Source organism: Chitinimonas sp. JJ19 (assembly GCF_036961565.1).
GTDB lineage: Bacteria > Pseudomonadota > Gammaproteobacteria > Burkholderiales > Chitinimonadaceae > Chitinimonas.
This window is the reverse complement of the sequence record NZ_JBAMDD010000013.1, coordinates 1-20,911: the sequence shown is the minus strand read 5'-3', so window position 1 is coordinate 20,911 and position 20,911 is coordinate 1. Positions and strand designations below refer to the sequence as shown.

Annotated in this window: 22 protein-coding genes; 15 read left to right on the top strand and 7 right to left on the bottom strand. The window is 60.2% G+C overall.

From position 1 onward, the window contains the following. Positions 1-29: 29 nt before the first annotated feature. The 5 genes from V7714_RS15475 to V7714_RS15455 all read left to right on the top strand — a co-directional run bounded on the left by V7714_RS15475 (position 30) and on the right by V7714_RS15455 (position 6,484). The gene (locus V7714_RS15475; protein WP_335710512.1) at positions 30-1,148 is read left to right on the top strand and encodes an HD-GYP domain-containing protein; all 1,119 of its coding nucleotides are present in this window, start codon (positions 30-32) and stop codon (positions 1,146-1,148) included. 107 nt (positions 1,149-1,255) lie between these two features. Next, positions 1,256-2,608 (top strand): right-handed parallel beta-helix repeat-containing protein, encoded by a 1,353-nt coding sequence (locus V7714_RS15470; RefSeq protein WP_335710511.1) that lies wholly within the window; start codon positions 1,256-1,258, stop codon positions 2,606-2,608. Between the two features lie 324 nt (positions 2,609-2,932). Then, a protein-coding gene (gene prfB / locus V7714_RS15465) for a peptide chain release factor 2 (protein WP_284195818.1) occupies positions 2,933-4,037 on the top strand; the annotation gives its coding sequence in 2 pieces (ribosomal slippage) (positions 2,933-3,013 and positions 3,015-4,037; 1,104 coding nt in all). A gap of 55 nt (positions 4,038-4,092) precedes the next feature. Continuing rightward, positions 4,093-5,598: a lysine--tRNA ligase gene (gene lysS / locus V7714_RS15460; RefSeq protein WP_335710510.1), complete on the top strand. Its 1,506-nt coding sequence runs from the start codon at positions 4,093-4,095 to the stop codon at positions 5,596-5,598. A 127-nt stretch (positions 5,599-5,725) separates the two neighbouring features. After that, on the top strand, positions 5,726-6,484 hold the full coding sequence (locus V7714_RS15455) for a substrate-binding periplasmic protein (protein ID WP_335710509.1): 759 nt from the start codon (positions 5,726-5,728) through the stop codon (positions 6,482-6,484). A 281-nt stretch (positions 6,485-6,765) separates the two neighbouring features. Here V7714_RS15455 and V7714_RS15450 read toward each other — a convergent pair whose 3' ends face one another. From V7714_RS15450 to V7714_RS15440, 3 genes are all read right to left on the bottom strand, one after another. After that, a complete protein-coding gene (locus V7714_RS15450; protein ID WP_335710508.1) occupies positions 6,766-6,987 on the bottom strand; it encodes a hypothetical protein in 222 nt (73 codons plus the stop codon). A gap of 234 nt (positions 6,988-7,221) precedes the next feature. Then, positions 7,222-7,821 (bottom strand): DUF1700 domain-containing protein, encoded by a 600-nt coding sequence (locus V7714_RS15445; RefSeq protein WP_284195813.1) that lies wholly within the window; start codon positions 7,819-7,821, stop codon positions 7,222-7,224. Beyond that, a complete protein-coding gene (locus V7714_RS15440; RefSeq protein ID WP_290334160.1) occupies positions 7,818-8,126 on the bottom strand; it encodes a PadR family transcriptional regulator in 309 nt (102 codons plus the stop codon). Before V7714_RS15440 ends, V7714_RS15445 begins: the two co-directional genes overlap by 4 nt. 372 nt (positions 8,127-8,498) lie before the next feature. Here V7714_RS15440 and katG point away from each other — a divergent pair, with 372 nt between their 5' ends. The 5 genes from katG to V7714_RS15415 all read left to right on the top strand — a co-directional run bounded on the left by katG (position 8,499) and on the right by V7714_RS15415 (position 13,450). Further along, positions 8,499-10,700 (top strand): catalase/peroxidase HPI, encoded by a 2,202-nt coding sequence (gene katG / locus V7714_RS15435; RefSeq protein ID WP_335710507.1) that lies wholly within the window; start codon positions 8,499-8,501, stop codon positions 10,698-10,700. A gap of 336 nt (positions 10,701-11,036) precedes the next feature. After that, entirely contained in the window at positions 11,037-11,708 is a 672-nt protein-coding gene (locus V7714_RS15430) for a HupE/UreJ family protein (protein WP_335710506.1), read from the top strand. A 4-nt stretch (positions 11,709-11,712) separates the two neighbouring features. Continuing rightward, positions 11,713-12,327 carry a hypothetical protein gene (locus tag V7714_RS15425; protein ID WP_335710505.1) on the top strand — a complete coding sequence of 205 codons (615 nt, stop codon included), beginning with the start codon at positions 11,713-11,715 and terminating at the stop codon, positions 12,325-12,327. 59 nt (positions 12,328-12,386) lie between these two features. Further along, positions 12,387-12,728, top strand: a complete 342-nt coding sequence (locus V7714_RS15420; RefSeq protein WP_335710504.1) for a DUF6488 family protein — start codon at positions 12,387-12,389, stop codon at positions 12,726-12,728. A 269-nt stretch (positions 12,729-12,997) separates the two neighbouring features. After that, positions 12,998-13,450: an acyl-CoA thioesterase gene (locus V7714_RS15415; RefSeq protein ID WP_335710503.1), complete on the top strand. Its 453-nt coding sequence runs from the start codon at positions 12,998-13,000 to the stop codon at positions 13,448-13,450. Between the two features lie 13 nt (positions 13,451-13,463). Here V7714_RS15415 and V7714_RS15410 read toward each other — a convergent pair whose 3' ends face one another. The 4 genes from V7714_RS15410 to V7714_RS15395 all read right to left on the bottom strand — a co-directional run bounded on the left by V7714_RS15410 (position 13,464) and on the right by V7714_RS15395 (position 16,353). Further along, positions 13,464-14,369: an endonuclease/exonuclease/phosphatase family protein gene (locus V7714_RS15410; protein WP_335710502.1), complete on the bottom strand. Its 906-nt coding sequence runs from the start codon at positions 14,367-14,369 to the stop codon at positions 13,464-13,466. Positions 14,370-14,395: 26 nt separating this feature from the next. Further along, a complete protein-coding gene (locus V7714_RS15405) occupies positions 14,396-14,722 on the bottom strand; it encodes an AzlD domain-containing protein (protein WP_290334152.1) in 327 nt (108 codons plus the stop codon). Continuing rightward, entirely contained in the window at positions 14,719-15,444 is a 726-nt protein-coding gene (locus V7714_RS15400) for an AzlC family ABC transporter permease (protein WP_335710501.1), read from the bottom strand. Before V7714_RS15400 ends, V7714_RS15405 begins: the two co-directional genes overlap by 4 nt. A gap of 72 nt (positions 15,445-15,516) precedes the next feature. Then, entirely contained in the window at positions 15,517-16,353 is an 837-nt protein-coding gene (locus V7714_RS15395; RefSeq protein WP_335710500.1) for a helix-turn-helix transcriptional regulator, read from the bottom strand. 68 nt (positions 16,354-16,421) lie between these two features. Between V7714_RS15395 and V7714_RS15390 the strand changes: the two genes are divergently transcribed. The 5 genes from V7714_RS15390 (at position 16,422) to V7714_RS15370 (ending at position 20,817) form a co-directional block, all read left to right on the top strand. Beyond that, complete coding sequence (locus V7714_RS15390) at positions 16,422-17,150, top strand: substrate-binding periplasmic protein (protein ID WP_335710499.1); 729 nt, start codon at positions 16,422-16,424, stop codon at positions 17,148-17,150. A 112-nt stretch (positions 17,151-17,262) separates the two neighbouring features. Then, entirely contained in the window at positions 17,263-17,796 is a 534-nt protein-coding gene (locus tag V7714_RS15385) for a chorismate--pyruvate lyase family protein (RefSeq protein WP_335710498.1), read from the top strand. Beyond that, positions 17,793-18,686, top strand: coding sequence for a 4-hydroxybenzoate octaprenyltransferase (ubiA, locus tag V7714_RS15380; RefSeq protein WP_335710497.1), 894 nt, complete (start codon positions 17,793-17,795; stop codon positions 18,684-18,686). The genes V7714_RS15385 and ubiA overlap by 4 nt, the downstream gene beginning before the upstream one ends. Before the next feature lie 63 nt (positions 18,687-18,749). After that, complete coding sequence (locus V7714_RS15375; protein ID WP_335710496.1) at positions 18,750-20,045, top strand: protein kinase domain-containing protein; 1,296 nt, start codon at positions 18,750-18,752, stop codon at positions 20,043-20,045. A 436-nt stretch (positions 20,046-20,481) separates the two neighbouring features. Beyond that, entirely contained in the window at positions 20,482-20,817 is a 336-nt protein-coding gene (locus tag V7714_RS15370; RefSeq protein ID WP_335710495.1) for a hypothetical protein, read from the top strand. Positions 20,818-20,911 lie beyond the last annotated feature (94 nt).

The window sequence follows — 20,911 nt, the reverse complement described above, 5'->3', positions numbered from 1 at the left end:
CGCCGCCAAGGCCGGGAGGAAACAAGGCAATGATCGAGCCCATAGACAAGCAGACCGTGCTTATCGTTGACGACACGCCTGACAATATCCAGCTGCTATCTGCCCTGCTGCGCGATCAATACCGTACCAAGGTCGCCATCAATGGCTTCAAGGCGCTGGAGATCGCCGCCACCGCCCCCCGGCCCGATCTGATCCTGATGGATGTGATGATGCCGGAGATGGATGGCTACGAAACCACCCGGCGGCTCAAGCAGAACCCGGCTACAGCTGACATCCCGGTCATTTTCCTCACTGCCAAGAGCCAGGTGGAGGATGAGGAGTTGGGCCTGCGCATGGGCGCCGTCGATTACATCGTCAAGCCGATCAGCCCGCCCATCGTGCTGGCACGGGTCAAGACCCACCTTACACTCAAGAGCGCCCAGCAGTTTCTGCGTGACCAGAATGATTATCTGGAACACCTGGTGATGGAGCGCACACGCCAGCTGGTGCAGATGCAGGACGCCACCATCCTGGCCATGGCCAGCCTGGCAGAAACCCGTGACAACGAAACCGGCAACCATATCCGCCGCACCCAGAACTACGTCGCAGCGCTAGCCCGAGCGCTTCAACCGCTGCCCCGCTTCAACCAGGTGCTGACCGACGAGAATATCGAGCTGCTGTACAAGTCCGCCCCGCTCCATGATATCGGCAAGGTCGGGGTGCCCGATCGCATTCTGCTCAAGCCCGGCAAACTGGACCCGGAAGAATGGGAGATCATGAAGCTACATACCGTCTATGGCCGCGACGCCATCTTGCAGGTAGAAAAGCACCTGGGGGGCAGCAACAGCTTTCTGACCTTTGCGCGGGAAATCGCCCATTACCATCAAGAAAAATGGGATGGCTCCGGCTATCCCGAGGGCCTCAAGGGCGACGCCATCCCTGTTGCAGCCAGGCTGATGGCCGTAGCCGATGTCTATGATGCCCTGATCTCCAAGCGGGTTTACAAGCCCGCTTTTTCGCACGAGAAAGCAGTGGCCCTGATGACAGAGGGTCGCGGCACGCATTTCGACCCCGACATACTCGACACCTTCCTGAGCATAGAGTCAGAATTCCTGACCATAGCCAATCGCTTCCGCGATGAGGAAACCACCCCCGACACCACAGGCTGACCGAGCAAGCCCGCCAGCCCTTCATCCACTACAGTGTCAATCCTCACATAGCCGGTGTGCACTGACAGGACTAGGCTGACCTTTCCCCTACCTGGAAAGGAAAGCATATGTCCAAATCACTGCTTTACCCTGTTCTGCTGCTGGCGCTAACCCAAGCTGCTGCGCGCGATTACTACGTTGCCACCAATGGCAACGACAGCAGTATCGACGGCTCGCAGGAGCGCCCCTATGCCACGCTACGCAAGGCCGCCAGCAAGGCCAGGATGGGAGACACCATCTGGGTGCGGGGCGGCGACTACTATCCCACCCAGCATGCTGGCTTCTACAACAGCGGCAGCGCCAGCCAACCCATCAAGGTACGCGCCTATCCCGGCGAGACCCCGGTCATCGATGGCAGCGCAGGCGCGCCCGACGGCAAGCTGCTGTACATCCAGGGTGCCTGGCTGGAGTTCCACAACCTCACCCTGCGCAAGGCCAAAGGCAGCTGCATCAGTGTCGATGGCGGCAGCTATCTGCGCTTTGAGGGCAATACCATACATGACTGCTACAAAGGGGCGATCTACCCCTTCAATGGCGCTCACCACTTTACGGTGCTGAACAATACCCTGTACCACAATGTGCGCAAAAACCAGCATGTCGATGCCAGTGGCGGTTGGCCATCCGTGCTCAATATGTCCGATGAAGGTGATCTGATTCAAGGTAACAATATCTATCAAAACTGGGGCGAAGGCATCGGTGCCTATGGCCGTTTCCATCAAGTGATACGCAACACCTTGCATGACAACTTTTCGGTCGATCTCTACCTCAACAACCTCAGCGACAGCTTGATCGAAGGCAACCATATCTACAGCCTGAACGACCCTGCGCACTACCGTGATGGCATGGCTGCCATGGGTATTTCCCTGGCGAATGAAACCGCCACCGACCCCATCCAGTTCCGCAATAATCGCCTGGTCAACAATCTAGTCACCGGGCAACGGCGCCGCTGCCTCTCGGCCTGGAATGGCGAGGAACCGAGCAGGCCCATGGTGGATTCCGAAATCGTACAGAACACCTTTGCCTGCCATACCAGCCAGGCCCTGTTCCATCTCGACAGCGAGGGCGGCCACCAGGGCCTATATATCCACCACAACGTCTTCCGCCAAGGCAACCCCGCAGCGCCGCTGACCAACTTCAGCGGCACGCTGGGCGCCACTTTCGCCTACAACAACTGGTTTGGTGGTACAGGTGTCCATGGTGGCAACCACGCAGGTGACATCAATGCCGATCCACGCCTGTACAACCCGGCGGGCAATCAACCAGCCAACTACATGCCCAGGCCGGATTCCCCGCTGCTAGGCCAGGCCCCGGCACGCGCCAATCCGGCGTATGACCTTTGCCAACGCAGCCACACACCGTCGGAGCTGGGCGCCATAGACAGCTTTTTCGAGTCCGGCGCTCCCCTGCCCTGCCAGCCCTGAAGCCAACCCGGGTGGTCCAGCACGCAGGCAAGGTGCCGGGCCACTCCCCCCGCCGCAACAGCGACCGAATGAGCTGGTAGCAATCACAGCAGATAAGTGAAATCAAGCCACCCTACCCGCCTCCTGCCTAGCCAGGTGCTAGGCAGGAGGCGGCGGAGCGCGTACAGGCAGCGCCGACCTGACACAAACAGCAAAACCTGCCGCGACAGTACCCAGGCACGGCTTGATTCGCCAGGCAGGCACATGCCAGCCTCCCTTCCCCCCATCACCCCATCAAGCTCGGGTATAATTGTCGGTTTCCCAAGCAATACAGCCGAGCCCGCCATGGAAGCCGAACGCCTCAATCAGATCGAGAACAGCATTGCCGACCTTGCCGCCCGTGGCGACGAGCTTCGGAGGTATCTTTGACTACCCTGGCAAAAAAGACCGGCTGGAAGAAGTAAGCCGCCTCTCCGAAGACCCGGAACTGTGGAATGACCCCAAGCGGGCACAGGAGATAGGCAAGGAGAAAAAACTGCTGGAGGCCGTGGTGCTGGTGCTGGACGAGATCGCCCAGACCACGTCAGACAGCCGCGATCTGTTCGACATGGCCAAGCCCGAATCAGATTGGGACACGATCGAAGCCGTCGCCAGCGACCTGGATGCAGCCGAGAAGAAGATCGCTGATCTCGAATTCCGCCGCATGTTCAGCAATCCGATGGACCCCAACGCCTGCTTTATCGATATCCAGTCGGGCGCCGGTGGCACCGAAGCGCAGGATTGGGCCGGCATGCTGATGCGCATGTATCTGCGCTATGGCGAACGCAAGGGCTTTACCGTCGAAGTGATGGAAGAGTCCGAAGGCGAAGTGGCCGGCATACAGAGCTGCACTCTCAAGCTCAGTGGCGAATACGCCTACGGCTTCATGCGTACCGAAACCGGCGTGCATCGCCTGGTGCGTGTTTCGCCCTTCGATTCCAATGCCCGCCGCCACACCTCCTTCTCGTCGGTCTTCGTCTACCCCGAGGTCGACGACACCATCGAGATCGAGATCAATCCGGCCGACTTGCGTATCGACACCTATCGCGCTTCAGGTGCCGGTGGTCAGCACATCAACAAGACCGACTCTGCCGTCCGTATCACGCACAATCCCACCGGTATCGTGGTGCAGTGCCAGAACGACCGCTCGCAGCACCGCAACAAGGACGAAGCCATGCAGATGCTGCGCGCCAAGTTGTACGAGGCCGAACTGCGCAAACGCATGGAAGCCCAGCAGTCGCTGGAAGCCGGCAAGTCCGACATAGGCTGGGGCCACCAGATTCGCTCCTATGTGTTCGACCAGAGCCGCGTCAAGGATCTGCGCACCAGCGTCGAGGTCGGCAACGTCAAGGGCGTGATGGACGGCGACCTGGATATCTTTATCGAAGCCAGCCTCAAGCAGGGTGTTTAAGCCCCCAGGCTACGCTTCCCGGATTCAAAGCAAATCAGAGAGTTAAGAGCAGACCATGGCCGAAGAACAAAGCCCCATCACGCAAGACGACAACCAGCTCATGGCTGAGCGCCGTGCCAAACTGGCCGAGATTCGCCAGCATGGCCCCGCCTTCCCGAACGATTTCGACCGCAAGCACATGGCGGCCGATCTGCATGCCAAGCATGACGGCGCAGAGAAGGAAGCCCTGGACGCCGACAAGATCGAAGTCGCCGTTGCGGGCCGCATGATGCTCAAGCGCGTGATGGGCAAGGCAGCCTTCGCCACCATTCAGGACGGCAGCGGCCGTATCCAGCTGTATGTCTCGCTGGATCAGGTTGGTGAAACCGTACTGGCTCAGTTCAAGACCTGGGATCTGGGCGACATCATCGGTGCTCAAGGCACGCTGATGAAGACCAAGACTGGTGAGCTGAGCGTGATGGTGACCGAGGTACGCCTCTTGACCAAGGCCCTGCGCCCCTTGCCTGAGAAGTTCCACGGCATGACCGACCAGGAATCCAAGTACCGCCAGCGCTACTTGGATCTGATCACCAACGAGCAAAGCCGCGACACCTTCATGAAGCGCTCGCGCATCGTGCAGAAGATACGCGAGTTCATGGCCGATCAAGGCTATCTGGAAGTCGAAACCCCCATGATGCACCCCATACCCGGCGGTGCAGCAGCCAAGCCTTTCGTCACCCACCACAATGCGCTGGACATGCCGCTGTACCTGCGCATTGCCCCCGAGCTCTACCTGAAGCGCCTGGTAGTAGGTGGCATGGAGCGGGTGTTCGAGATCAATCGCAACTTCCGTAACGAAGGCATGAGCACCCGGCACAACCCCGAGTTCACCATGCTGGAGAGCTACGAAGCCTATGCCGACTATCGCCGTGTGATGGACCTGACCGAGGCAATGATCCGTCATGCTGCCCGCGAAGTCATAGGCCACACCGTCGTGACCTACCAGGGCAAGATCGTCGACCTGGCCAAGCCTTTCGAACGCCTGACCGTGGTGCAGGCCATCCTCAAGTACAACCCCCAGTACAACGAGGCACAGTTGAACGATCGCGTCTGGCTCAAGGCCGAGATCGAAAAGCTGGGTGGCAAGCTGGTGGCCACCAATGGCGTGGCTGGCCTGCAGTTCAGCCTGTTCGAGGAGACCACCGAACAGAAGCTGTGGGACCCGACCTACATCATTGACTACCCGGTGGAAATCTCCCCGCTGGCCCGAGGCTCCGACACCCGCCCCGGCATCACCGAGCGCTTTGAGCTGTTCGCCGTGGGCCGCGAACTGGCCAACGGCTTCTCCGAGCTGAACGACCCAGAAGAACAGGCCGAACGCTTCCTGGACCAGGTACGCCAGAAAGATGCTGGCGACGAGGAGGCCATGCACTACGATGCCGAGTACATACGCGCACTGGAACACGGCCTGCCACCCACAGGTGGGCTGGGTGTGGGCATAGATAGGCTGGTCATGCTGCTGACCGATGCTCCCTCCATACGCGACGTGATTCTGTTCCCGCAAATGCGGCGCGAAGATTGATGCAGACAAGCCCGGTTCATACCGGGCTTTTTCATGCGCTACAGACACAGATGCCGCGTTAACGCCCACCCCAGGCAGGCATTGCGTCGGATTGCTATATTAAATAAAAGCACCTTGGGGATCAGGCATGAAAAGACTTTGCTGGCTAGCACTCACCGCCCTATGCCTCGGCCTCCCTGCCAAGGCAGGCGACACCGTCACCATAGGCGCAGAAGACGACTGGTACCCGCAATCGGGCCTCGTCAACGGGCAACTCAAAGGCCTTACGGTCGATCTGGTGCGAGAGGCCTTCCAGGCGGCGGGCGTCAAGGTGGAATACAAGGTCATGCCCTATGCGCGTTGCATGGCGCTCACCAAGGCGGGGGCGCTGATAGGTTGCTTCAATACCCTGCGCCATCCCGGCATAGAGCGGGATTACCTATGGAATGAACAACCCATGTTCACAGTGCAATACCAGATATACGCCCGCGCGGGCAGCACAGAGCACGGCCTGCGGCCGCACGATCTGGAGGGCAAGGAAGTCGCCGTCACCAATGGCTACGAATACGGCCCTGAGTTTGATACCAACCAGAAAATCAAGCGCATCTTCACACCCCGCGACGAGAACAATTTCCGCATGCTGATAGCGGGACGGGTGCAATACACGGTAGCCATGGAGTGGAACACCAAGGCCCTGATCAATCGCCGCCCTAACGAATTCTTCGGCAAGTTCAAGATCGTCGGTCAGGTCGCCGAGTCAGGCGTCTACACCGTATTCTCCAAGACCCACCCGGATGCCTACGCCGCCATGCAGCAGTTCAATCAAGGCATGGCACTGCTGCGGCAGAGTGGTCGCTATAAGGCGATACGCGATCAGTGGCAGGACGTGCAACATAATATGCAGTAGTCCTGCACCCGCAATCAAGCGGGCATCAGCTTGTTGCGGCCCTGGCTACAGGCTCATCCAGCGATGGTCCGTTAGCTTGCCTGAAGCGTGCTGTAGCGGCATCTCTCGTCGTAGGCTTGCTCAGCACGGGTACACCATGCGGCTCACCGTGGGGCGCTTGCGCCTGCGGCACCATATTCACCAGCATGGCCGTTATGCCCAGCACCAAGCCACTACCCAGCAGGGTGGCAACACCTAATTGCAATGCGCTTCGCAACGCTTCACCAGGCATGGCACGCACCTCAAGCCTTGCCCGATCCGGGTCCGGCAGCCACAGGCGTGGCTGGCAGAGCAGCTCCCCAGGCCGAAGCAGCCAGCTGATCAGCATGCTGTGCTTCCGCTTGCCCGGCCTTGCCGCCCATACCGAAGTCCATCACCAAGGTCAGACACATGAACAAGCCCGCACTCAGTATCAGGGCGGACTCAAGCAGGTCATCCAGGTGGTTTCCTTCATACGGTTTCATGCGGCTACTCCTTCACGCTCATGTAGATGTGGCTGTTCACGACTTGTTGGGGGTCTTGCATGCCCTGCATCCTGACTCAGCCCAGAGTCCACCGCGACGCAAATGCGATCAACCGCCACTTTCGCTGCCTCAGCCGCAGCGATAGGCGATGAATGACCCGTACCACAGCCGCTCACGCGGGCCGATCTTGCCAAGCCAAATAGTCCAAACATGGTCGCCGCTCCTCACAGATAGTCAGGCTTCACCGCGTAGCAGGCGGAAGTTGAGCCGGGCATATTTCACCAGGCCCACAGCCACCCATTTGGTCACCCAGGCATCAAACAGAAACCACACCAGGCCCGAACAGAACACCCCTACCCCAGCCAGGGCAACAGCCAGCGGTTCTACCAACTCCACCCCCGCAACATCGACGGTAATGAAACCCGCCAGTCCCATACCGGGAATACTGGCCAGCACCAAGCCGGCACCGGCTGCAATCAAGGCGAAGGCGGCCACAAAGAACGACAGCAGTATCGTCACCAAGATCAGCAGGGGCAGCAGCAGCATCAGGTTAACGAGACCCAGGCCGGCCACAGAAAGGAACAGCCGGGCAAAGTTGCCCAAAGAGCGTTTCTCTTCCCAGCCCTTGATGCTGGCCTCGGCGCGTAGCTCTCTTGCCAGTTGCCGCGGCGCTCCCAAGGAGCGTGCGACGTCCTCCTCCGTCCTGCCTGCGGCAAGGGCATCACGGAAATACTCCTCATAGTCAGCCAGGATCTCGTTGCGCTCGCGTTCAGGCATGGCACGCAACTCTTGCTTCAGTGTTTTAAGAAACTGTTCGCGGTTCATGGTCATCATCCCTGCACTATCCTGTTCACTTCTTCCAGAAAGCTGCCCCACTCCTGCTTCATCTGGCCCAGCACCTCTGCCCCCTTTACCTCCAGGCGGTAGTACTTGCGCGGTGGCCCGGCGTCAGACTCGACCAGATAGGTGCTGACCAGACCATCGCTCTGCAAACGCCGCATCAGTGGATAAATGGTGCCTTCACTCATCTCCACGCTGTCGGCCAATGTCGAGACAATCTCATAGGCATAGCTGTCATGTCGCTCCAGCACGGCAAGCACGCACATTTCCAGCACGCCTTTCTTCAGCTGTGTCTTCATCAAACCACCCCTTTGCACCCACAGGCGCCACTTGGTTCATACATGGCTGCAATGTAGCGCAAGGTACCTTTCATTGCAAGGTACCTTGTTAAGGACGCTACAATTGTTATGCAAGGTAGTGACTGGCACCCCTATGCACCTGCAGCGTCATCAGCATGCGCAGCTGCCGGCGCCACATCAGCAGCACATTGCGCAGCAAGCGTGATTGCCTATGCTGAGTGATGCTCGCCGCCCGCCCCGAGCAGCCCTATATTCAAACCAACAGGCAAATACTATCAATTTAATAATGAAAATAGATTTGATCTATTTTAAGCCAAGTTCCAAACTGGCTTACCTCGTCCAGTGCATGCATCACTATCAAAGGAGACCACCATGTCCAACGAAGCAAAATGCCCCTTCTCTTCCGGTGCTGCCAAACACACGGTCGCGAGGGGTGCGCCATCGAATGCAGACTGGTGGCCCAATCAGCTGAACCTGAAGATACTGCACCAGCACTCCGCCAAGTCCGACCCCATGGGCAAGGCATTCAACTACGCCGAAGCCTTCAAGAGCCTTGACCTCGATGCCGTGTGCCGTGACTTGCATGCGCTGATGACCGATTCGCAAGCCTGGTGGCCTGCCGACTACGGCCACTACGGCCCCTTCTTCATCCGCATGGCTTGGCACAGCGCTGGCACCTACCGCATTGCCGATGGTCGTGGTGGCGCAGGCGCAGGTGCGCAGCGCTTTGCACCGCTCAACAGCTGGCCCGACAACGGCAACCTCGACAAGGCACGGCGGCTACTCTGGCCGATCAAGCAAAAGTATGGCCGCAAACTCTCCTGGGCCGATCTCATGATCTTGGCCGGCAACGTTGCCCTCGATTCGATGGGCTTCAAGACCTTTGGCTTTGCAGGCGGCCGCGAGGACATCTGGGAGCCGGAAGAAGATATCTACTGGGGCCAGGAGGGCAAGTGGCTGGCAGATGAGCGCTACAGCGGTGAACGGCAGCTGGAGAACCCCCTTGCCGCCGTGCAGATGGGTTTGATCTATGTAAATCCGGAAGGGCCGAATGGCACGCCAGACCCGGTCGCATCCGCGCGGGACATCCGGGAAACCTTCGCCCGCATGGCCATGGACGACGAAGAGACCGTCGCCTTGATAGCCGGCGGCCACACGTTCGGCAAGTGCCATGGCGCTGCCGACCCCGGACAGTATGTCGGGCCGGAGCCGGAAGGTGCCGACCTTGAGGCACAGGGCCTGGGCTGGATCAACACCTTCGGCAGCGGCAAAGGTGTCCACACCATTACCAGCGGCCTGGAAGGCGCATGGACCAAGAACCCTATCCAATGGGACAACAATTACTTCGAAAACCTGTTTGGCTACGAATGGGAGCTGACCAAGAGCCCTGCCGGTGCACACCAGTGGACACCCAAGGATGCCGCCGCTGCCGGCACCGTGCCCGACGCGCATGACCCTACCAGACGCCACGCCCCCATGATGTCCACCGCCGACCTCGCCCTGCGGATGGATCCCGCCTACGAAAAGATTTCGCGACGCTTCCATGCGAATCCGCAGGAATTCTCGGATGCTTTCGCCAAGGCCTGGTACAAGCTGACCCACCGTGACATGGGGCCGCTTTCACGCTATCTCGGCTCCTTGGTGCCCAGCCAGCCCCAGCTATGGCAGGATCCTATCCCGGCGGTGGATCACCCACTGGTGGATGAGCAGGACATCGCCACCCTGAAGACCAGAATACTCGACTCAGGTCTGTCCATCTCGCAATTGGTCAATACCGCCTGGTCTGCGGCAGCCACCTTCCGTGGCAGCGACAAGCGCGGCGGCGCCAATGGCGCCCGTCTGCGGCTTGCGCCGCAAAAGGACTGGGCGGTCAACCAGCCGGCTGAACTGGCGAATGTCTTGCAGCGACTCGAGGTTATCCAGCAGGCATTCAACGCCGAGCAGTCCGGCGGCAAGAAAATCTCGCTGGCCGATCTGATCGTGCTGGCAGGCGGTGCTGCCATTGAGGCTGCCGCCAGGAAGGCCGGACACGCGGTACAAGTGCCGTTCTCGCCGGGCCGTATGGATGCCGCGCAGGAACAGACCGATGTAGCATCATTTGCCGTGCTGGAGCCCGCTGCAGATGGCTTCCGCAACTATGCCCGCAAGGGACTGGAAAACACCGTGGCAGAACTGCTGGTAGACAAGGCCCAGCTGATGACGCTGACCGCGCCCGAGATGACCGTGCTGGTCGGCGGCCTACGCGTCTTGAACGCCAACACGGCTCAATCCCCGCATGGTGTGTTTACCCACCGGCCAGAGACCTTGAGCAATGACTTCTTCGTGAACCTGCTCGACATGGGCACGAAATGGCAAAAGTCAGACAATACGGCCGGTGTGCTGGAAGGACGTGACCGTGCCACGGGAGAGGTCAAATGGACCGCCACAGTCGTCGATCTGGTCTTCGGCTCCAATTCCCAGCTCCGGGCACTGGCCGAGGTCTATGCCAGCAACGACGCGCAGCAGATGTTTGTTCATGACTTTGTGGCAGCCTGGAGCAAGGTGATGAACCTGGATCGCTTCGACCTTGCGTGATGATGGTGGTTGGGTAGCAAGGCATCAACCCACCGCCTTCTGTCCTGGCCCGGGCTTACCCCCGGCCAGGCCATGCTGCCTGAAGAAAACCGCCAGAAAACGCAACCTGCCTCCTCAGGGCACCGCACCTGGCGGCCCCTTAAAGCTAGGTTTATGCCATTGTATTGCAAGCAATACCTCGCGCCGGTAGGATGCGCCTGCACGACAAACCAGACGCGCCGCTCCAACCGTATCATCACCCTCCCTGTATAGCGACTCCAGGAGTCCGCAAGCATGCAGCTCGCAGCATCATGGCAAGCCCGGCCAAGCCCAGGGCGTGGATGGCTGGCTAGGCTGATGGCTGTCCTGCTGATCATCGGTTTTGGTGCCGAAGCGTTTGCCCATGGCGTAGCCGAGGACGACCAGGCTTTTATTGAAGGCGTCAGCGGCATGCAGCTGCTGCCCTTCATCTACCTCGGCGCCAAGCACATGGTCACCGGCTACGACCATCTACTGTTCCTGGTTGGGGTGATCTTCTTCCTGTACCGGATGAGGGAGATCGCAGCCTACGTCACGCTGTTCGCCATTGGGCATAGCGTTACCCTGCTCTACGGCGTGCTCAGCAACACCCATGCAAATGCCTATATCGTCGACGCCATCATCGGCCTCTCTGTTGTGTACAAGGCTTTCGATAATCTGGGTGGCTTCCAGCGCATTCTGGGTTGCCAGCCCAATACCAAGGCTGCGGTGTTGATATTTGGCTTCTTTCACGGCTTTGGCCTTGCTACCAAGCTACAAGCATTCACACTGGCTGAGGACGGGCTGATAGCCAATATCCTGGCCTTCAATGTCGGTGTGGAGATAGGCCAGATACTGGCGCTCAGTGCCATCCTGATTGCCATGGGTTTCTGGCGGAAGATGCCGTCCTTTCACCGCCACGTGCTGGTCGCCAATAGCGCCCTGATGGCCGCAGGCTTTGTATTGATCGGCTACCAGTTGGCCGGCTATTTCACGCCCACCTTAAACTGATGCGATGACCAGACACCTGCACTCCGATCACCCCCACCTGCCCACCACCGCCCAATTGGTAAAGGCTACTGGCGCCGCACTCAGCGCTGCCGCTATCTTGCTGACAACGGTAGTACTGCCCGCAGAATACGGTATCGACCCCACCGGCCTGGGTAAGCGGCTAGGCCTGACCGCGCTGAGCGCCAAGCCCGCCAACGATCCCGTCCCACCCACGGCACCGGCAGCAACCGGGTTGGACCCCAACTTCAGCCTGGATAGCTCCCCGTTGACGGCCACGTGGCGGTCGCCCACGCCTTTCCGCAGCGATACCCTGACCCTGACGCTACAACCGGATGAAGGTGCAGAAATTAAGGCGAGCATGCAAGCGGGCGAGCGTTTCGTGTTCAGCTGGAAAACCCATGGCGGCTTGGTCAACTTCGATATGCATGGCGAAAAACCCAACGCCAGCCCCGATGCGTTCAGCAGTTACTGGAAAGACCGCAACAAAGCTGAGGGCCATGGTGCCTTTGTCGCCCCTTTTGACGGTAGCCACGGCTGGTATTGGCGTAATCGTGGCGATAAGCCCGTCACCATCACCGTGCAGACCAGCGGTTACTACAAGAAGCTCTATCGCCCCTGAAAAGGCACCACCCACGGAGATGGCAGACGCCATCTCATTTCCTTGATACGAGGACCACAATGAAACTCTGGAAACAAACCCTGATCGGCACCCTGCTTGCCCTGTCCACCCTGGCCGCCCACGCCCATGGCAATCACGGCGATGAGGAGCCCATCAGCAAGGATGGTGCAACAGCACGTGGTAACAAGGTGATCGAAATGCTGGTCGACAGCAAGAAGCTCCAGCTCTCCTGGAAAATGACCTCGGCCAAGGAGATCAGCAGCCGCGAAACCCCCAACGGCCCGGTATGGGTAGTCAGCTACCAGAACCCCGCCGAGAGCGATACAGCCAAGCGTACCCTTTACATCTTCCTTGATGATGTGGGCAACTATCTGGGCGCCAACCACACCGGCACCCTGTAAGCATCGCTGGCAATACCCGCGTGGCCATGCTGAGCAAACCAGCCGTGCGCCGGTTCGCTCAGCCAGTTTTGCCGCAAAGGGTTTGGTGGACGACACCTGCCGGCCACAGCCAGCTTGGCTTGACGGATACATCGCCGCCGTAGGCCACTACTCGAGCCAAGCCCCCCGCGGCAGGCACCTAAGTTCATGAATATAATTCAAGCAAGCAGTTGCTTGAATTATCGAGGCCAACTAGCATCGCATCATCAAGCCAATTGAGGGATGCACCCATGGAAACCTTCCGCCACACAGTTGAAGTGCGCTGGTCTGATTGTGATGCCAACCAGCATGTACGCCACAGCGCCTATGCCGACTTCTGCACCCACGCCCGTATCGAATGGCTGAAACTGCACGGTTTCGGCTTTGAGCAGTTTCAGCAGCATGCCTTCGGCCCGGTCATATTCAAGGAATGGACCGAATACCTGAAGGAAGTGAAAATGAGCGAGCGACTGACCATAGAGGTACGCATCGCCGGCCTGAGCCAGGACAGCAGCCGCTTTGCCATACGGCACGACCTCTACAAGGCCGACGGCAAGCTGGCAGCCCGGCATGAAGTCAACGGCGCCTGGCTGGACCTGAAAGCGCGCAAGCTGATGCCGCCGCCTGCAGACCTGCACAGCATCTTCAGCCAACTGGCCCATACCGAGGATTTCACCGAGATTCCGCTCAAGCAGCCCACCTGAGCCCTATCAGATGTCAGGGCGCATCCTGCGCCCGTGGCGCCACCGTCAATATCAAGGGGCGGTGGTCAGACATACCGGCACTCCCCACCTGCAGGTCTGCAACCGCCCAGGCACGGCCAACCATGGCCTGATCCAAGGGCAGGCCCAACACCCCCAGGCTGGCCGGCCAACTGGCAAGCATGCCCTGCCCGGCTCTAGCATCACGCATACCCGAGTTGCTCAGCAACTGGCGATAGATGGGTGACCAGGGTGTCAGGTTCAGGTCACCCATCAGCAAGGCATCAGGCTGATCAGCCAAGCGCCGCGACCAATGGCCCAACATGGCCTGGCGCTGGCTGGCCAACAACGGGCTCAGCGGCGGTGGCGCATGCAGCCCCACCAGATAGGGGCCTCGCTCCAGCCTGGCCACGATCACCGGCAGGCCCAGGTCTTCGCCTTCCACCACGCAGCTACGCAAGGGCAAGCGCGATAACACCGCCATGCCGAACGGGTCATCCTGCGGGTGGGCACAACCGTGGGGATAGCGCTTGCGGAGGGCATGCAATTGCTGCCATTGCACCGGGGTAAGCTCAATCAGCAAGATGAGGTCAGGGTCGTGCCGCGCGATCTGCATCTGCACATCCACCATATCTGGATTATGCAAATACACGTTGTAGCTCAGCAGCCTGATGGCACCTCCCTGCGCCGCCGGCTTGGCTGCAGAGGGTAGCAGCGGCTGTATTGTGGCAATCAGGCCCAGGCAGGCAGCCAGGGCAAACCCTTGCCTGGCCCTGCCCTGACCCACCACCCAGCTTGCAACAGCCAGCAGCACGCTAGCGTGCGGCAGAAAATGGCTGAACAGCTCCAAGCGCCAATCCAGGCGGCCCAGGCCATAGGCAAGCAAAGGCAGCAGGGCTGCACTACCCCCGATCAACGCCAAGCGGCGCATGCCAGCCCGCAGCGGGCTTATGCCAGCAACCATCGCCACAGAAAGAACACCGCCATACCGCCGCCCATGGCAGCCAGTAGATGATTGAAACGCCAGGCGATAAAGGCACTCACCAAGGCACCTAGCAACCAGGCATTACGCCAATCCAGCTGCCAGTGCCGACCATCGGGCAACAGCACCATGGGCACCACTATCGCCGTCAGCACCGCCACCGGCACATAGCGCAAGGCGCGCTTCACCAAGGGCGGGAACTGCACTTTGTCGCCCAGGGCAAAGAAAGAGTAGCGTATCAGGAACGTCACCGCCGTCATGCCCAGTATCACCGCCAGTTCGTATTGACTCATGCCTGTGCCTCCTCGGTGGCAGTGCGACCTTCGAGCAGGACGCCCACCACCACACCCGCCAATGCCGCCAGCAACAGGCCCAGCTTGTAGGGCATATCCCTGGCCAACAGGGCCACTGCGCCAGCCGTAATGGCCGCCGCCACCATGGGCCGGGTCTTGAGCAGCGAAACCACAATGCCGGTAAAGGTGGCCACCATCGCAAATTCCAGCCCCAGCTTGTCCAGGCCCTCGAACGATCTGCCCAGCAGCACGCCCACCAATGTCCAGACTATCCAGTTGCCGTACATGGCCAGGCTGGAGCCCAGGTGATACCAATGCTTGAGCGGGGAGGCATCGGCCGCACCGTAGCGGTGCTGCACCACGGCGAACGTTTCATCCGTCAGCCAGAAAGCCAGCGGTATGCGCCAGCGCTGCCCCAAGGACGCCACATGGGGCAGCAGGGTAGCGGAATAAAGCGCATGCCGCAGATTGACCACAAAGGTGGTGAATACAATGACTGCCAGCCCTGCCCCGCCCGAGAGCAAGGTCAGGGCAATAAACTGCGATGAACCGGCAAACACGAACAGCGACATGCCCATGGCCCCCAGCAGCGATAGGCCGCTAGGCCCGGCCAGTGTGCCAAAGATGATGCCAAAGGGTGCTGCGCCTGCCAGCATGGGCAGCGAGTCACGGGCGCCCTGCAGCAGCTCGCCATGGCGAGTGGGGTGAAACGTTGTTGTCATGGGTACAACCTCCTGGCAAACACGATACGTGGGCCTGCCAGCGCCGTATTGAACATTCTTGCGCCATGCCTATCAGATTAGCGCCTGCCGATACTGCCCCGGCGTCACGCCAAACGCCCGCTTGAACTGCCGCCCAAAGTGCGGCTGGTCGGCATAACCCAGCGCGTGCGAGATATCGCTGAGACTCTGCCCACCGCGCAGCAAGGTCTTGGCCCGGGCCAGCCTGACCTGGGTCTGGTAGGCATGGGGGGGCAAGCCCACCTGCTGCCTGAACACGCGATTCAGGTGCCAGGGACTCAAGCCCACAGCATCGGCCAGTTCCTGCAGGCCAGGATTATCGGCATGCCGCTCCCGCAGCAGCGCCTGTACCCGGCTCACCGCTGCGCGCTCGCCATATCCACCCAAGGGTTGTGCCAGCCCTCTGGCGTGCCGCCGCAGCAGCAAACCCATGGCCTCGTGCCAGCGGCCTTCCCGCTCCAACTGGCTGGCAGGGCCGGTCAGGGCCTGGTGCAACTGGCGCATGGGCATGACCAGGCTGGCATCATCCACCACCGCCTCTGGAAAGAATGGCGTTCCACCCTGCCAGTTACCCATGTCCACACATAAGCGGCGTATCAGATCAGGGTCGGGGTAGAACACCTTGTAGCTCCAACCCTCCTCGCCCGCCCGCCGCCCGGTATGGACTTCGTCCGGGTTGACGATGGCCAGCGTACCCACGCCGGCACAATGTTCTGTGCCCCTGCAACGAAAACGCTCGGCGCCTTGCTCGATCAAGGCAATGCAATAGCCCTCATGCACATGTGGCGCAAAGCTGTGATCAAAATAGTGCGCGGTCAAGAGCTCCAGCCCATCGAACTGGGCGGGGCGATGAAAGCGGACATATTCGGCAGTCGGGTCGTTAGCATCCATGAGACAGAGCATGTAAATATTCTGCGCAGCACACAAGAGACAGTGTGACGCGAACTATTATGTCAGTCATGGTACGACTCTTTGCACTTGCCCTGCTGATTAGCCTCCTCCCCTGCCTGGCTGCAGAAACGGTACGCATCGGCGCGGAGGATGACTGGTACCCCTACTCCGGCGCCTTGCAGGGCAAACCGGTCGGGTTCGCCGCTGATCTGGTACGCGCTGCCTACAAGCAGGTGGGCGTGGGTGTCGAGCTGGTCTCTCTGCCCTATGCACGGTGCATGAAGCTGACCGAGGAAAACCTCTTGGATGGTTGCTTCGACACCCTGCGCAACAGCCTGCTGGAGAAGCGCTACCGCTGGCACAAGCAGCCGCTGTTCAAAGGTCGCATCGACATCTATGCCCGCGCCGACCACCCCGACAAGGTCATCCGCTTGCAAGACCTGCGTGGCCGCCTGATTGCCGTTACCAATGGCTACGACTACGGCGCCCCCTTTGACAGCGATACGGCCATGCATCGCGACATCGGCAATTCCGACCTGTTCGCCCTGCGCAAACTGGTCGCCGGCCGGGTGGATTACGCCCTGGTCTATGACAGGATAGCCAGCCACATAAGCCGCACCCAGCCATCGCTAAAAGGCCGCTTCAAATCGGTAGGCACCTTGATAGAGCCGGATATCTATGTCTCCTTCGCCCCCAAGAAGGCAGGCGTTGAGCGCTACATCAAGCTGTTTGACGAAGGCCTGGAGAAGCTGCATCGAACAGGCGAATATGCTCGCATAGAGGCGCGCTGGCACTAGCAAGCCCCGCCACATCCGCGCGACACACTGTTTCATCCGTTGGTAGCCCATCAACACCGCGCCGGCAAGCCGCGTCTGGCATAATCGCGGCTTTCGCCGCCTTGCTACCGTCATGTCGCATATCGCCAGTCACCGCTGGGAGCATCCCGCCAGCCGTGCGCCACGCGCGCTGCGCCGCTGGCTAATCCACCCCGGCTCGCTTACCGCCCGCCTGATCGCCCAGTTTCCCGGCTTCAGCGTCAAGCTGCTGCGCCAGCACTGGGCCAGGCCCAATCGCGACGAACTGCGTGCACTGGGGCTCAAGCGCTCGCAACTGGCCATTGTGCGGGAAGTGCTGCTGATGAGTGGCAATACCCCCCTGGTGTTCGCGCACTCTGTCATGCCCCGCAGTGCCTTGTTCCATGGCTATCAGCGCCTACGCCGCCAGGGCACCAAGCCCCTGGGCGCGACCCTGTTCGCCAACCCCAAGGTCAGGCGCAGTGCACTGGCTTTCCGGGGGCTGGACAAACGCCATGCACTCTACCGCCGTGCCGAGACCGCAGTCGGCCCCCTGCCGGCACGCCTCTGGGCGCGCCGCTCTCGCTTTGAACTGGGCCAGGCGCGCATACTTGTCACCGAAGTCTTTCTACCTGCCGTTACGCCATGACCTGGACCCACTTCAAACAACGCCTCAACCAATACGAGAAGTTGATGCGGCTGGACAAGCCCATCGGCATCCTGCTGCTGCTCTGGCCCACACTGTGGGGCCTGTGGGTGGCCAGCGAGGGCATGCCCAATCCAGTGATACTGTGGATCTTCGCCCTGGGCACCTTGCTGATGCGCTCTGCCGGCTGCGTCATCAACGACTACGCCGACAAGGATTTCGACGGCCATGTAGACCGTACCCGCGAACGCCCACTGGCGGCCGGACGGGTATCGACCAAAGAGGCCCTGCTCCTGGCTGCCGCACTGGCCCTGGCCGCCTTTCTGCTGGTATTGCCACTCAACCGCCTGACCCTGTGGATGTCCATACCCGCCGTCATCCTCGCAGCCAGCTACCCCTATACCAAGCGCTTTTTACCCATACCCCAGGCCTACCTGGGGCTGGCATTCAGCTTTGGCATACCGATGGCCTTTGCGGCCGTGCATGGCACCGTGCCCTATATCGCCTGGTGCCTGGTCGCCGCCAACCTGTTCTGGGTCGTGGCTTACGATACCGAGTACGCCATGGTCGACAAGCCCGACGATCTGAAAATCGGCATCAAGACCAGCGCCATCACCTTTGGCCGCTTTGATGCCGAAGCCGTCATGGTCTGCCATGCACTGTTCCTGGCCAGTATGATCGGCATAGGCTGGCTGCTGCAGCGCACCACATTCTGGTATCTGGGCCTGGGAGTAGCGGCATTGCTGATCGCCCTGCAATATCGCCAGATACGCGGCCGTGACCGCGCCAAGTGCTTCCAGGCCTTCCTGGACAACAACTGGGTAGGCATGGCCGTCTTTGCCGGCATTGCGCTCGACTACTGGTCGGCTACCGCAGCCTGGAAGCCTTGGTAAGCTGGACTGGCAGGGGAGCAATACAAAAGCAAAACCTGGCTGGAGTGGCTGTAATATGAAGTCATGAACGCCATTCCCGCCAGCATAGGCAAGTACCGCATAGAACGTGAACTGGGCCGAGGCGCCACCGGCACGGTCTACCTTGCTTACGACAGCTTTGGCAGCCGCCGGGTTGCCATCAAGCAGACTCACGCCCACCTGCTGTCAGATGAGCGCCAGGCCACACGCTACCGCCGCCTGCTGCACAACGAGGCCACCCTGGCAGGCCAGCTACGTCACCCACACATTGTGGCCTTGCTGGATGCCGACGAAGCAGCAGACCCGCCCTATCTGGTGCTGGAGTATGTTGACGGCGAATCGCTGGAAGCCTTTACCACCCCTGACAACCTGCTGCCCCTGGCCGAAGTCCTCGACATCGCCTACAAATGCTGCCACGCGCTGGAGTACGCCCAGCGCCTGGGCCTGGTGCATCGCGATATCAAGCCTGCCAACCTGCTGCGCTGCCGCGAAGGCGAAATCAAGCTGACCGACTTTGGCACGGCCATGGTGACCAGTGCCGACCGCACCCAGCTATCGGGCCTGGTGGGCTCGCCCGCCTATATGTCGCCGGAGCAGATACGCGAAGCCTCGCTGACACACCAGTCCGACATGTTCTCGCTGGGCGTGGTGCTGTTCGAACTCCTGGCCGGCCGGCGCCCATTTGAAGGCGATAGCGACTACGCCACCATCTTCAAGATCGGCAATGAAGCACCGCTGTCGCTAACCGTCATCCGCCCAGAACTACCCACAGGCCTGGCCACTGTCGTCGACAAGGCACTGGCCAAGCAGCCGCAGGATCGCTACGCCAACTGGGGCGACTTTGCCAGCGCCCTGGTCGCCATCAGCCAGGCACTACCCAAGAAACCCCGCCAGACGGCAGATGGCGAGCGCTTCGAGCGCCTGCGCGCCTTGCCTTTCTTGCGTGATTTCACCGATGTCGCGCTATGGGAGACCCTGAGAATGGGGCAATGGCACGGCTTGCCCCGTGGCACCGTGCTGATGCGGGAAGGATCGCCCGGCGACTCCTTCTACCTGCTGGTACAGGGCCGGGTATCGGTCAGCCGCAAGGGTTGGTCACTCTCGTCGCTGGAAGCCGGCGTCAGCATAGGCGAGATGGTCTATCTGCAGCCTGAGAACAAGGTACGCACCGCCACCGTGACAGCCGAAAGCGACATCGTGGTGCTCAAGATACGCAGCGAGTCACTCAAACAAGCGTCGGACGAGCTACAGATACGCTTTGACAAGGCCTTCATCGCCCTGCTGGTCAAACGGCTGATCGCTACCAACCAGCAGTTGGCCGAATATGATTCGGATCTTTAGCCGCATGGCAGATGCGCCACCGCTGAGCGACAGTTAAGCAGCCTTCCCCGCTACTACCTGTTTCATCCCAATCGGGATGGGGCTAGCAAGACCACCAGCACAAGTAACTAATTCACATCAGACTAACTCCCACGACTAGGCGGGATGCGATAAAATTTTACCCATATGTCATTAGGCCTGCAGCAGACCCTGCAAGGTATTGCTGGTGGTACTGATAAAGAAGCCGCAACAAGTGGCAATAGGTAGGGAGGATATGCATGTTCGACCATCACCGCGCCCGATGGCGCGTCTTAGCGGGCGCTGAATACCCGTGCTGCCCTTGTTTGGGGCCGCAGGCGTCCGCCGCCCAAATCGGCAGGTTTTGGCTGGCTGATCGCCCCCTCGCCCAACGCCATACGCTGAATGTCTTGCTGGGCCAGTACGAAGACGATTGATCATGCTGGCGCCTATCGCTTTGGCAGGTGTGGTCTGCAACCTGCTGATCTGCCTTGCCATCTGGGTTGCCATGCCGGCCTATATCAAGATGCATGGCGGTGGGCTGGTATGGCGCTGGATCGCCTTGTGGTGGCTGGCGGATGCCATCGCCTACCTGCTGCTGTTTTTCCGCTTCAAGCTGGGTTTTTTCTGGTTGGTGTTGTCCTTGCTGGTAACGGTGGCCTTGTCGGCCTATGCAGGCGTGCTGCTGCCGACCACCGTGTGTTCCGGCATTGCCATCAGCCTGCTGCTGTATACGTTTCACCAACATAGAGATACCTGGATGTCGATGCACTAGCGCACCGCCCGCCCGGCCTTGCTGGCTGGGCCTCGCCAGCAAGCGCACCATCGGCAAACCACCTAATCACCCCTCAAGACGCACCGGGATAAGT